The sequence below is a fragment of the Nesterenkonia xinjiangensis genome (genome assembly GCF_013410745.1).
In the GTDB taxonomy this organism is placed as follows: Bacteria; Actinomycetota; Actinomycetes; order Actinomycetales; family Micrococcaceae; genus Nesterenkonia; species Nesterenkonia xinjiangensis.
The window spans coordinates 938,014-951,175 of record NZ_JACCFY010000001.1; the positions used below are offsets into that span (position 1 = coordinate 938,014).

8 protein-coding genes and 2 tRNA genes are annotated in these 13,162 nt (G+C 68.7%); 1 reads left to right on the forward strand and 9 read right to left on the reverse strand.

The window, feature by feature from the left end; genetic code table 11:
* Nucleotides 1-2: 2 nt before the first annotated feature.
* The 9 genes from glgC to HNR09_RS04410 form a co-directional block, all read right to left on the reverse strand.
* Entirely contained in the window at nucleotides 3-1,286 is a 1,284-nt protein-coding gene (glgC, locus tag HNR09_RS04370; RefSeq protein WP_179540941.1) for a glucose-1-phosphate adenylyltransferase, read from the reverse strand.
* A complete protein-coding gene (gene glgB / locus HNR09_RS04375) occupies nucleotides 1,283-3,205 on the reverse strand; it encodes a 1,4-alpha-glucan branching protein GlgB (protein ID WP_179540942.1) in 1,923 nt (640 codons plus the stop codon). The genes glgC and glgB overlap by 4 nt, the downstream gene beginning before the upstream one ends.
* Before the next feature lie 30 nt (nucleotides 3,206-3,235).
* Nucleotides 3,236-5,620: a glycogen/starch/alpha-glucan phosphorylase gene (locus HNR09_RS04380; RefSeq protein ID WP_246348711.1), complete on the reverse strand. Its 2,385-nt coding sequence runs from the start codon at nucleotides 5,618-5,620 to the stop codon at nucleotides 3,236-3,238.
* A 145-nt stretch (nucleotides 5,621-5,765) separates the two neighbouring features.
* A tRNA-Met gene (locus HNR09_RS04385) sits at nucleotides 5,766-5,839 on the reverse strand.
* Between the two features lie 55 nt (nucleotides 5,840-5,894).
* Nucleotides 5,895-5,966 (reverse strand) — tRNA-Thr (locus HNR09_RS04390).
* Between the two features lie 82 nt (nucleotides 5,967-6,048).
* Nucleotides 6,049-8,031 carry a DEAD/DEAH box helicase gene (locus HNR09_RS04395; protein ID WP_179540944.1) on the reverse strand — a complete coding sequence of 661 codons (1,983 nt, stop codon included), beginning with the start codon at nucleotides 8,029-8,031 and terminating at the stop codon, nucleotides 6,049-6,051.
* Between the two features lie 489 nt (nucleotides 8,032-8,520).
* The gene (locus HNR09_RS04400) at nucleotides 8,521-9,171 is read right to left on the reverse strand and encodes an MOSC domain-containing protein (protein ID WP_246348713.1); all 651 of its coding nucleotides are present in this window, start codon (nucleotides 9,169-9,171) and stop codon (nucleotides 8,521-8,523) included.
* Nucleotides 9,172-9,285: 114 nt separating this feature from the next.
* Complete coding sequence (locus HNR09_RS04405; protein ID WP_179540945.1) at nucleotides 9,286-10,479, reverse strand: cystathionine gamma-synthase; 1,194 nt, start codon at nucleotides 10,477-10,479, stop codon at nucleotides 9,286-9,288.
* On the reverse strand, nucleotides 10,479-12,002 hold the full coding sequence (locus HNR09_RS04410; RefSeq protein ID WP_179540946.1) for a pyridoxal-phosphate dependent enzyme: 1,524 nt from the start codon (nucleotides 12,000-12,002) through the stop codon (nucleotides 10,479-10,481). The genes HNR09_RS04405 and HNR09_RS04410 overlap by 1 nt, the downstream gene beginning before the upstream one ends.
* A gap of 97 nt (nucleotides 12,003-12,099) precedes the next feature.
* Here HNR09_RS04410 and HNR09_RS04415 point away from each other — a divergent pair, with 97 nt between their 5' ends.
* On the forward strand, nucleotides 12,100-13,152 hold the full coding sequence (locus HNR09_RS04415) for a DNA-3-methyladenine glycosylase family protein (RefSeq protein WP_343047442.1): 1,053 nt from the start codon (nucleotides 12,100-12,102) through the stop codon (nucleotides 13,150-13,152).
* Nucleotides 13,153-13,162: the final 10 nt, after the last annotated feature.

Genomic DNA, 13,162 nt, shown 5'->3' on the forward strand with positions numbered 1-13,162 from the left:
GACTAGTCGAGCGCGGCGGCGCGGCGGTCGAGCATATCCTGCGTGATGAGCGTCACCCCTTTCGCGGTGCGCCGGAACCACTTCGCGTCTTCTTCCGGATCCTGACCGATCACCAGGTGGTTGGGGATCCGCACACGGCTGTCGATGACGCAGCGGCTCAGCTGCGCATGCCGGCCCACCTCGGCGTACGGCAGCGCGACGACGTGATCGAGGGTCGAATAGGAGTGCACCCGGTTCCCCGTGAAGAGCAGAGAATTGTGCACGTCGGAGCCGCTGATGATGGTGTCCCCTGAGATCAGCGACTGGATCGCCTGCCCCCGACGGTCCTCCTCGTCATGGATGAACTTCGCCGGCGGCGTGTGCTCGGCGTAGGTCCAGATCGGCCACTTCTGGTCATACAGGTCCAGGGGCGGCACGAACTCCGTGAGGTCGATGTTGGCCTGCCAGAACGAGTCGATCGTCCCGACGTCACGCCAATAAGGGCTGGTCTCGAGACCGCTCATGACGCATGACTCGCTGAATCGGTGTGCGTATGCGGCGCCGCGACTGACCAGCAGCGGAATGAGGTCATGGCCGAAGTCATGGCTCGACTCCGCGTCGTTCATGTCGTCCAGGAGCAGCCCGCGCAGGAAGTCCCAGTCGAAGACGTAGATGCCCATCGAGGCCAGCGCGACATCCGGATCGCTGGGAGTGCCGGGCGGGTCGGCCGGCTTCTCGAGGAAGTCGACGATGCGGTCGCGCTCGTCGATGTGCATGACGCCGAAGGCTGTCGCCTCGTGGCGTGGCACCGTCAGACAGCCCACGGTGACGTCGGCGCCCGTCTCGACGTGCTGGCGGAGCATCACCTCGTAGTCCATCTTGTACACGTGATCGCCCGCGAGCACGATCACGTACTTGACTCCGTAGTCGTCGACGATGTCGATGTTCTGGGTCACCGCGTCCGCGGTGCCGAGGTACCACTTGCCCTCTTCGACGCGCTGGCTGGCGGGAAGGATGTCCAGGTATTCGTTGCGTTCGGCGCGGAAGAAGCCCCAGCCGCGCTGCATGTGCCGGATCAGCGAATGCGCCTTGTACTGGGTGGCGATCGCCATCTTGCGGATGCCCGAGTTGAGCGCGTTCGAGAGCGGGAAGTCGATGATCCGCGATTTTCCGCCGAAGTGCACGGCGGGCTTCGCGCGTCTGTCGGTGAGCTCCTCGAGGCGGCTGCCGCGCCCGCCTGCGAGCACGAAGGCCATGGCCTGACTGGTCAGCCGAGTGGGTGCGCCGGGCTCGATCGAGGTGTTCATGAGTGGTCCTCCACGAAATAGATGGCCGAGAGAGGGGGAAGAGTGAGCAGGGCGGACTGCGCCTCCTGCACGGTGGGCACGGGCTCAGTCTCCACCGCACCGCCGTGACCCCGATCGCCGCCGCCGTAGGCGGAAGAGTCGGTGTTGAGCGCCTCCCGCCAGCGGCCCGCGACGGGGAACCCGATGCGATAGCCGGTGCGTTCGACAGGGGCGAGGTTGAGCACGACCACCACGTGTGGATCACCGGCGTCGCCCCGCCGGGTCCAGGCGAGGACCTGGTCCTCGGCCGCGTCGACGAGCAGCCAGGAGAACCCCTGACCGTCTGCGTCGTGACGGTGCAGGGCGGGCTGTTCGCGGTAGAGCCGGTTGAGATCCCGGACGACGGCCTGCACGCCGGCGTGACCGGGGTCGTGGAGGGACCCCCAGTCGAGCTCCCCCGAGTGGTTCCATTCGGCGGTCTGGCCGAACTCCTGGCCCATGAACAGCAGCTTCTTGCCCGGGTGTCCCCACATGTAGCCGTAGAACGCCTTGAGGCCGCCGAGCTTGTCGGCATGCGAGCCCGGCATGCGCCCGTACAGGGATCCCTTGCCGTGGACGACCTCGTCATGGCTGATCGGCAGCACGAAGTTCTCGCTGAACGCGTAGGAGAGGCCGAAAGTGAGGTCGTCGTGGTGGTACCGCCGGTGGACCGGGTCCCTGCTGAAGTACGTCAGCGAGTCGTTCATCCAGCCGAGGTTCCACTTGTAGCCGAACCCCAGTCCGTCGAAGTCGACGCGGCGGGTGACCCCAGGGAACGAGGTGGACTCCTCAGCGGTCATCGCGACGCCGTCATGCGCCCCGTAGACCGCGACGTTGGTCGCGCGCAGGAAGTCGATGGCCTCATAGTTCTCCCGGCCTCCGTCGCGATTCGGGATCCACTCCCCCTCCTCGCGCGAGTAGTCGCGGTAGAGCATCGAGGCGACCGCATCGACGCGCAGACCGTCGAGGTGGTACTGGTCGATCCAGTACAGGGCGTTCGCGACGAGGTACCCACGCACCTCGGGTCGCCCGTAGTTGTAGATGAGGGTCTTCCAGTCGGGATGGAAGCCCTGGCGCGGATCGAGGTGCTCGTAGAGCGCCGTGCCGTCGAATCGGGCGAGACCGTGCGCGTCAGTGGGGAAATGGCCCGGCACCCAGTCGGCGATGACGCCGATCCCTCTCGCGTGTGCAGCATCTACGAAGGCGGCGAACTCGCGCGGGGTGCCATGGCGGATCGTCGGGGCGTACATTCCCACAGGTTGGTAGCCCCAGGACCCGTCGAACGGATGCTCGCTGACGGGCATCACCTCGATATGGGTGAATCCGAGGTCCACGACGTAGTCGACCAGCTCCGTCGCAAGTTCCAGATAGGACAGAGGGCGGCCCCCCTCGGCCCGCCGCCAGGACCCGAGGTGCACCTCATAGACGCTGATCGGGCTGTCGACCGCGTTGGCCTCGGCTCGTCGGTCGAGCCATTCCTGGTCCTGCCAGTCGTGGGCGTCGAGGCGCCGCACCACGGACCCCGTCGCGGGCGGATGCTCACTGCCGAAGCCGACCGGGTCCGCCTTCTGCGGCAGGTGGCCGCCCTCGCGGTCGTGCAGGTCGTACTTGTAGATCGCGCCCTCGGCGACGCCGGGCACGAACGTCTCCCACACCCCTGTGGATCCGACCGTCCGCAGCGGATGCGCCTCGGCGTTCCAGTGGTTGAAGTCCCCGACGACCGCGACACGGGAGGCGTTCGGGGCCCACACCGCGAAGTGCACACCGTCCACGCCCTCATGGGTCATGAGATGTGCCCCGAGCGCGTCCCAGAGGCGATGATGCGTTCCCTCCGAGATGAGGTGCTCGTCGAGCGCGCCGAGCACAGGACCGTGGCGGTGTGGATCCGTCTGATGAGCCATCGCCGGGACCTTTCGTCGAGGAGAAGACGGTCACTGCGCCGGAGGGAGGTCCCAGATCTCCTTCATGTATTGGCCTATGGCGCGATCGGAACTGAAGCAGCCGACCCGAGCCATGTTCAGCACCGCCATGCGTTGCCACCGCTGCGGATCGCGGTACGTCCTGTCTACCAGCTCCTGGGATGAATTGTAAGCGTCGAAATCAGCGGCGACGAGGAACCAGTCGCTGGTCCACAGGTGGTCGAGGAGACTGCCGTAGCGGCCCGGTTCGTCAGGGCTGAACGTGCCCTCTGCGACAGCCTGCAGCACATCCTGCAGCGCCTGGCTCTGCTCGATCGCCGTCCGTGCGTGGTCCGGCTGCTCGCGGCGCGCCGTGACCTCCTCGGCCGTGAGTCCGAAGAGGAAGAAGTTCTCGGCGCCGACCTGTTCGCGGATCTCGACGTTCGCCCCGTCGAGGGTGCCGATCGTGAGCGCTCCGTTGAGCGCGAACTTCATATTGCCGGTGCCGGAGGCCTCCATGCCCGCCGTCGAGATCTGCTCGGACAGGTCTGCCGCAGGGATGAGCTTCTCGGCCATCGTGACGTTGTAGTTCGGCGGGTAGACGACGCGCAGTCTGTCGCGCGTCTCGGGGTCGTCGTTGATGACTCGCCCGACGTCGTTGATCAGCCGGATGATGTCCTTGGCGGCCGCGTAGCTCGGTGCGGCCTTGCCGCCGAAGATCTTGACCCGAGGCATCCAGTCGGCCTCCGGATCCGCCTTGATCCTCTGCCAGCGCGAGACGGTCCACAGGATGTTCAGCAGCTGCCGCTTATATTCGTGCAGACGCTTGGCCTGCACGTCGATGAGCGAGCCCAGCGGAAGCTCTATCGCGTGCTCATCGGCGAGCCACGACGCCAGGCGCCGCTTCGCCTGGTGCTTGGCGCTCCCGAAGGCCTCGAGGAAGCCGGGATCCTGCGCGTGGTGCTCGAGGTCGCGCAGCCGCTCGAGGTCGGACTCCCAGCCCGGGCCGATCGTCTCGGTGACGAGGTCCGCGAGCGCAGGATTGGCGAGCTTGAGCCAGCGGCGCGGTGTGATCCCGTTGGTGACGTTGATGAGGCGACCCGGCGTGAGCGCCTCGAGGTGAGGGAAGAGGTTCCGGCTCACCAGGTCGGTGTGCAGCGCCGAGACGCCGTTGACCCGGTGGCTGGTCGCGAACGCGAGGTCACCCATCCTGACGTGACCGTGCTCGATGAGATGCACCTCGTCCGCCGCGTGACCATGGACCTCATGGATCCTCCGGTCCAGCCGTTCGATGATCTGCAGGTGGCGGGGAAGCAGATGGCGCATCAGGTCGACGGGCCACATCTCGAGGGCCTCAGGCAGCAGTGTGTGGTTCGTGTAGCTCAGCACCTGCGTGGCGAGGTCGACGGCGCCGTCGAAGGCGAACCCGTGGTCGTCGACGAGCAGGCGGATCAGTTCGGGACCGGCGATCGCGGGATGTGTGTCGTTCATCTGGATGGCCGCCTGCTCCGGCAGGCGACGCAGGTCGTCCTGCGTGGCGAGGAACCGCCGCAGCACGTCCTGCACCGAGGCGGACGTGAGGAAGTACTCCTGGGAGAGACGCAGCTCCCTGCCCAGATCAGTGGTGTCCGTCGGGTAGAGCACCCGGTTCAGGGTGCGGGCCCAGGTCTCGAGGTCGGCCGCCCCCATGAAGTCGCCGGCGTTGAACCGGTCGAGATCGAGCAGGTCGCCGCCCGGGAGCGCTGACCACAGACGCAACGTGTTGACCCACCTGCCCCCGTAGCCGACGACCGGTGTGTCGTGCGCGGCCGCGATGATCCGGGTCGCCGGGCGCCACACCTCGCGCCCGTCGACTTCGTCGAGCTCGCCGCCGAACCGCACCTCGTAGGCCGTTTCGGGTCGCGTGAAGCTGAAGGGATCACCGTGGGAGAGCCACTCGTCCGGGCGCTCGATCTGTCGCCCGTCCTCGAAGTGCTGCCGGAAGAGTCCGCGCTCATAGCGCAGGCCGTAGCCATAGGCCGGACATCCCAGGGTGGACATCGACTCGAGGTAGCAGGCGGCCAGACGTCCCAGGCCCCCGTTGCCGAGCGCCGGATCCGGTTCGTCGTCGACGACGTCGGCGACGTTCACGCCCAGGTCGTCGAACGCGGCGACCACGGCATCACGCAGCTGCAGATTGATGGCGGCATCCTCAAGGAGCCGGCCCGGGAGGAACTCCATGGAGAGGTAGTTGACGCTCTTGAGTCCTTCATCCCGGGTGCGCCGTGCGGCCTCGAGCCACGGGGCCGTCGCCCTGTCGCGCAGCACGTGCGAGAGCGCCACCCGCCAGTCGAGCACACTCGCACGGTCCGGTTCGACGCCCGCGGAATACCTCAGATGGTGCAGCAGGGCGGAGCGCAGCTCCGGAGGTGTCGGCATGGTCCACAGCATAGCGCCGGGCTGACCCCGGGCGGTGCTGGACCCCGCGCGGCCCAGGCGTCGGAGCGGACCCCTTCTGCCGCACAGAGATGACGCGACCCCCGAACCGTGGTGGTCCGGGGGCCGCGTCATCGTCAGGCATCGGTAGCGGTGGCGGGGCTCGATCCCGCGACCTCACGATTATGAGTCGTGCGCTCTAACCAGCTGAGCTACACCGCCACAGAATGAGAAATGCCCGCGCCGCGCGAGATGCGCTGCGCGGGCTCTCATCCAGAGCCCCAACCGGGAATCGATCCCGGGACCTCAGTCTTACCAAGACTGCGCTCTACCACTGAGCTATTGGGGCAACGGCATGAAACTCTACCACCAGCCCTGCCAGCGGCAAAAACCGGGATAGAGAGACATCCGTCACTGGATCATGCGGGGATTCAGCGCCAACGCGGCTTGCGCTGACGGTCTGCCTTGTCGCCGCCGAAACCGCCCTTGCGGTGCCCGCTGCGCGCACCACGATCGCCTCCGCGGTCGCCACCACGGTCACCACCACGGTCACCACCACGGCTTCCGGCGCCGGAGTCCTTCTCCAGACGGATCAGCTCGCCGCCGATCCGCGTCTTGGCCAGCGCCTCCCACTGGTCGCTGGAGAGGTGCTCAGGCAGCTCCACCAGCGAGTGGGTGTTGCGGATGTCGATCCCGCCGATCTTCTTCGCCGGCAGGCCCGCCTCGTTCGCGATGGCTCCGACGATGTGACCGGGTGCCACGCCGTCGCGACGCCCCAGGGCGATCTTGTACATGGAGTTGCCCGGCCCAGCCTCGCGAGGAGCACGCGGGCCCCGGTCACCCCTGTCGGAGCGCGGACCGCGCTCAGCACGGTCGTCATCGCGCTCCCGGCCCGCACGCTCGGCCTCGCGGACCAGCTCGTCGGAGCCCTTCTCGTCCAGCAGCAGCGGACGCCCGTCGTGGACCATCGCCACCAGGGCGGCGGCCACATCCTCGGCCGGGGTGTTCTGCTCGGACACGTAGGAGCTCACCAGCCCGCGGTACTCCTCCAGGTCCTCGGAGGAGAGCGTCTGGGTGATCCGCTCGGAGAACCGCTGCAGACGCGAGGCGTTCACATCGGCCACCGTCGGCATGGACATCGGCTCCACCTTCTGACGGGTGGCCTTCTCGATGGCCCGCAGCAGGCGCCGCTCCCGCGGAGTCACGAACAGCACGGCCTGGCCGGAGCGTCCGGCGCGGCCGGTGCGCCCGATGCGGTGCACATAGGACTCGGTGTCGAGCGGGATGTCGTAGTTGAACACGTGACTGATCCGCTCGACGTCGAGCCCGCGGGCGGCGACGTCGGTGGCGACAAGCACGTCCACCCGACCGTTGCGCAGGTTGTCCACGGTGGCCTCGCGCAGCTTCTGCGGGATGTCACCGTTGATGGCCGTGGCACGGAAGCCGCGGGCGCTCAGCCGGTTGGCGACCTCTTCGGTGGCCGAGCGGGTGCGCACGAAGACGATGGCGGCGTCGTGCGCCTCGGTCTCCATGATGCGGGTCAGCGCCTCCAGCTTGGAGGAGTGACGGACCTGCACGTAGCGCTGGTTGATGGTCGACGAGGTCGACGTGGTCGACTTGACCGAGACCTCCACCGGGTCATTGAGGTAGTCGGCAGAGATCCGGCGGATGGCCCGCGGCATCGTCGCCGAGAACAGCGCGGTCTGCTTGTCAGCAGGAGTCTGCTCCAGGATCTGGTCGACCTCCTCGGCGAAGCCCATGCGCAGCATCTCGTCGGCCTCGTCGAGCACCAGGTGCTGGATCTCGGAGAGGTCCAGCGACCCGCGGGAGAGGTGGTCGATCACACGGCCGGGAGTGCCCACCACGACGTTGGCACCACGGCGCAGGCCGGACAGCTGCGGGCCGTAGGGCGCACCGCCGTAGATGGGGAGCACGGTGAGGCCGTCGATGTCGGCGGCGTAGGTGGAGAATGCCTCCGCCACCTGCAGGGCCAGCTCACGGGTGGGGGCGAGGACCAGCGTCTGCGGGGCGGTGCCCACCTCGCCGGCGTCGGCGGCACGAGCCATGTGAGTCAGGGCCGGCAGTGCGAACGCTGCGGTCTTGCCGGTGCCGGTCTGGGCCAGGCCGACGACGTCACGGCCCTGGTTCAGCAGCGGGATGGTTTGCGCCTGGATCGGCGAGGGGGTCTCGTAGCCGAGCCGCTCGGTGACGGCCAGGACACGAGGGTCCAGGCCCAGGTCCACGAAACGGGGGCCCTCCTGCTTCGGAGCCTCCTGCTCGGGCTCGGCCGGCTTCTCGACCTGCGACTGATCCTGCTGCTCGACCTGCTGCGGGGCGTTCTCCGGGGTCTCGGTCTGCTCTGGGCTCTCGACGGAATCGGGGGTGTCCGGCGTCTCAACGGTGGGTGTGCTCATGGGTGAGGCTCCTTCGTCATGATGGGCGGCCTCGAGTCCCCGCGCTCGCCCTCTGCACACGGGCGTCGACCGCCTCTGCTCGACTTCGCGTCAAGGGCAGGGCAGGGTGCACGTGCTCTGGTGGGGCGTGATGGGACGGGGACTCTGCGGCCACTGATGGGCTCCGGAGTCGACCCGTGAAAACACACACGAACCTCGACAGCTTCCTCAGGCGCCGAACGGATCGGCGCGCACCGATCATCGGTGCAGAGAAGCTGGAGTAGCAAGAGAAGACGGGATCTTCCGGAGAATGCTCTTCAAGTGTAGGGGACGTCGCCGAGTTTTCCCCAATCAGGAGACGAACGTCACGTCTACGGGCGCCCCACTCCCCGGAGTTGAGATGGTGAGTTTCCGCCGAAATGACATCGATTCGGCACCCATTCGGGCGGAAACTCACCATCTCAACGCAGGGTGGGAGGACTGCCCGCATGGGGCTGCCCGGCATGCCCGTCAGTCGTTCGGGCGGGCCGCCGTCGGGCCCTTGGCCAAGGCGAGCTCGCGGATCGTGAGCTCCGGGACCTCAGCCACGGAGATGACCTCGACCTGGTCTCCGGCGGCGATCATCCCTGGGGTGACGACCCGGAGGTAGGTGCCGGGACGCCCGGCCTGCAGGAACCGCTTCACCCAGCCCGGCTGCTCCATCCACCGACCGAACGTCGCACACGGGATGCGCGGCCGGGTGACCTCCAGGATCAGCCGCTCCCCCACACGCCAGCGCTCACCGGGGTAGGCGCCGTCGACGTCGAAGCCCTCACCATCGGCCCCGGAGATCCGCAGGTTCTCGCCGAAGCTGCCAGGCGGGACCCCCTGACCGAGCTGCTCGGCCCACCAGGCGGCGTCGGCGGCCGCGTAGGCGTACACGGCCTTCTCCTCGCCCCCGTGGTGCTTCCGATCGGCCTGGACGTCACCGTGCAGGCCGAGGGTGCGCACCCTGACTGCCCCCTCGACGGGGCGCTTGTCGATGCCGGTGACCCCGACAGGGCCGGCGTCGTCGCGGACCAACTGATCCACCACGCAGACGGCGTCCACGGTGCCGGTCATGCCCAGCCGCTCGGCGGCGGCTGCGAGACAGGTCGGTGAGGAGACAGGGCCGAGACTCATGGACGACAGTGTAGGGACCCGGGACGCAGAATGCCTCTGCGGTTCGGGCCCTTCTCAGCGCGGATCACCACGCAGAAGGGCCCGAACCGCAGAGGCATCACGGAGCGTGTCGGCTCAGAGCCCGGCCAACGCCTTGTCCAGGTCATCGATGAGGTCGGCGACGTCCTCGATGCCCACGGAGAGCCGCAGCAGATTCTCCGGCACCGCCAGCTCTGTGCCGCGCACCGAGGCGTGGGTCATCTCATGCGGGTAGTTCATGAGCGACTCGATGCCGCCCAGCGATTCGGCGAGCACGAACAGGCGCGTGGCCTCGGCGACCTTCCGCGCGGCGGGCTCCCCGCCGACCAGCTGCAGCGAGACCATACCGCCGAAGCCGCTCATCTGGGTCTTCGCCAGCTCGTGACCGGGATGGTCCGGCAGCCCCGGGTAGAGCACCCGCTCGACGCCGGGGTGGTCCACCAGGTGCTCGGCGATCGTCTGGGCGTTGCTGCAGTGCCGGTCCATACGCACCCCGAGGGTCTTCAGCCCGCGTGTGGTCAGGTAAGCGTCCAGCGGCCCGGACACCGCGCCGACCGCGAACTGCTGGAAGGCGACCTTCTCGGCCAGTTCCGCCGCCGCATCGTCGGAGCCCAGCACCACCGCACCGCCGACCACGTCGGAGTGGCCGCCGATGTACTTGGTGGTGGAGTGCACCACGATGTCCGCGCCGAGGGTGAGCGGCTTCTGCAGGTACGGGGTGGCGAAGGTGTTGTCCACGACCAGCAGCGCGCCTCGGGTGTGGGCGATCTCGGCCAGCTTCGGGACGTCCACCACGGTCATCAGCGGGTTGGACGGGGTCTCCACCCACAGGACGGTGGCGTCGTCACCGTCGAGCTCGGCGGCGACCCGTTCGTGGTCGGAGAGGTCCAGCGGAGTGTTCGCGATGCCCCAGTCGCCATGGATCCGGCTGATCAGGCGGTAGCTGCCGCCGTAGGCGTCGTTGCCCATCACGATCCGCTGCCCCGGGCGCATCACGGCCCGGATGAGCGCATCCTCGGCGGCCAGCCCGGAACCGAAGCTGAAGGCGTGCCCGCCGCCCTCGACGGCGGCCAGCTGGGTCTGCAGCGCGGTGCGGGTCGGGTTGCCCGCTCGGCCGTAGTCGTAGCCGTTGCGCAGATTGCCGATCCCGTCGGGGGCGAAGGTGGTGGAGAAGTGCAGGGGCGGCACCACGGCGCCGAAGACCTCGTCGAGGTCCTGGCCGGCGTGGATCGCCTCGGTGGAGAAGCCGCGGGCGCGCTGGGCGTCGGCGTCGTCATGGTGATGGGTCATCAGTCCTCCTCTGCACCGCTGAGGTGCGCCAACAGATCATTGCGGGTGAGCACTCCGACGATGTCGCCGTCCTCAGCCACCAGCAGGGTCGGGTCCCGGCGCAGCTTCGCCAGGACCTGGTCCACGGTCTCGGTGATGCCGACCAGCGGCAGGTTCTCACGCAGGTGGTTGGCCACCTCGTCGCGCGGATCGGCATGGCCGACGATGAGGTCCTCGGAGAGCCGTTCCACATCGACGATGCCGTACACCTCGCCGATGCGCGCCACGCGTCCGGGCTGGTCGATCACCGGGACGATGTCGATGCCGTAGCGGTTCATCACCGACACCGCATCACGCAGGGTGGTGGTGCGCGGGATGGAGATCACCTCCGGGAGCGCCTCCCCGACAGTGTCGCGCTTGGCGGCGAGCACGTCGGCGGCGGTCGTCGAGGACGGGTCCTTGGCCCCGGTGCCGGGAGCGGGCGAGGCATCGGTCCCGATGACGCCGTCGCGCACGGCCGCGCTGATCTCCTCCTGGCTGGCCACGCTGATCTCGGTGCCGGTGGAGGTGGACACCACGGCGCCGAAGCCGTGGTCGATCATCCACTGGTCGTTGAAGATCTTGCCGAGATATCCGCGGCCGGAGTCCGGCAGCACCGCGACGACGACATCGTCGGGCCCCAGCTCGGCGGCCACCTTCAATGCTGCGGCCACCGCGGTGCCGGAGGAGCCGCCGACCAGCAGCCCCTCCTCGGTGGCGAGCCGCCGCGCCATGGCGAAGGACTCGGCGTCGGTGATGGCGTGCTTCTCATCCGGCACGGAAGCGTCGTAGTTCGCCACCCAGACGTCCTCGCCCACCCCCTCGACGAAGTAGGGACGACCCTCTCCTCCGGAGTAGATGGAGCCGTCGGGGTCCGCGACGACGACTCTCACGGGACCGGTCTCGCGGTTCGCGGAGACCTCCTTGAGATAGCGTCCAGTGCCGGTGACGGTGCCGCCGGTGCCCGCGCCGACCACCAGATGGGTGATGAGACCTTCGGTGTCCTCCCAGATCTCCGGACCGGTGGTCTCATAGTGCGAGGCCGGGGCGGCGGGGTTGGAGAACTGGTCCGGCTTGTAGCCCCCTTCGATCTCGGCGGCGATCTGATCGGAGACCCCGTAGTAGGACAGCGGTGACTCCGCGGAGACGCCGCTGGGCCCGACGACGACGTCGGCGCCGTAGGCGCGCAGCACGTCACGCTTCTCCTGGGCGACCTTCGGCACGGTGATGAAGACGCTGCGGTAGCCCTTCTGCTGGGCCACCAGAGCCAGCCCCACACCGGTGTTGCCGGAGGTCGGTTCGACGACGACGCCGCCGGGGCGCAGCCGACCGTCGTCCTCGGCCTCCTCGATCATCTTCAGCGCGATGCGGTCCTTGATGGACCCGCCGGGGTTGAGGTACTCCAGCTTCACCAGGACGGTGGCGGAGATTCCTTCTGTGACGCGGTTGAGCTTCACCAACGGCGTGCCGCCGATGAGGTCGACGACGGACTGGGCATATCTCATGCTCTCAGCCTACCGGCGCGGGCGGACACGACTCCGGGCCGCCGCCCGCGCCGGACTCACGGCGCAACATGTCATGGTGCTGTGCTTCCATGGACGGGTGATCCACCAGCCGAGCGCAGGGAGTCCGGACGGCGAGCTCATCGTCGACCTCGGGGCCCCCTACGACCTGCCGCGCAGCCTGGAGATCATCCAGCGCGGGGCCGGCGACCCGGCGTTCCGGGTGGATCCCGTCGGCCACCGGGGCGGCCCTGGGGGCACACCGGGTGCGGGCGCGTGGGCCTGCTTCCGCCTCTGGTCCCCTGCGTCCGCCCTGGAGCAGGGGCAGGTGCTGCTGCGCCTGGACCAGCTCGACGCCGCGCGAGTCCGGGCCCGGGCCTGGTGCGCCGGGGCGGAGGCCTCTCCGGCGGAGCTCGCCCGGACGGCGCTGGCACGTGTGCCCGCGCTGCTGGGCGCCGGGGACGACTGGGCGGGGTTCGAGCATCTGCTCACGACCTCGGAGGACGAGCAGTCAGCCGGGCTGGAACGGATCCGCCGCCGCCACCCGGGAGTGCGTCTGCCCTCCAGCGGACAGCTGCTGGATCAGCTGGTGACCGTGGTCCTGGAGCAGAAGGTCACCCATGATCAGGCCCGCCACGGGTGGCGGCAGCTGCTGCGCCGGCACGGAGAGCGCCCGCCCGGACCTGCTCCGGCATGGATGCGGCTGCCCCTCACGGCCGGGCAGCTGCGCGCGGTGCCGTCCTGGGAATGGCATCAGATGTGGGTCCAGCCGCCGATGGCGGCCACCATCCGGCGGGTGGCCGAGCGCGCCTCCGCGCTGCACCGGCTGGCGGGAAGCCCGGCCGGCGTGAGATCCCTGGAAGAGCTGGCCGGGATACTGACCGCGATCGACGGCGTCGGGTCCTGGACGGCCGCAGAGACCCTGCAGCGCACACACGGCGCCGCCGACCTGCTGGCCGTGGGTGACTATCACCTGCCCGCCCTGGTGGGCGAGGCGCTGACCGGAAGCAGGACCGACGACGCCGGCATGCTGCGGATCCTTCGCCCCTGGCGGGGACACCGCCAGAGGGTGGTGCGGCTGATCCGGGTGAGCGGATACCGGCACCAGAAGTTCGGCCCCCGGCTGAGCCCTGCGGACCACCGGAGCCGGTGACGCGCTGCCC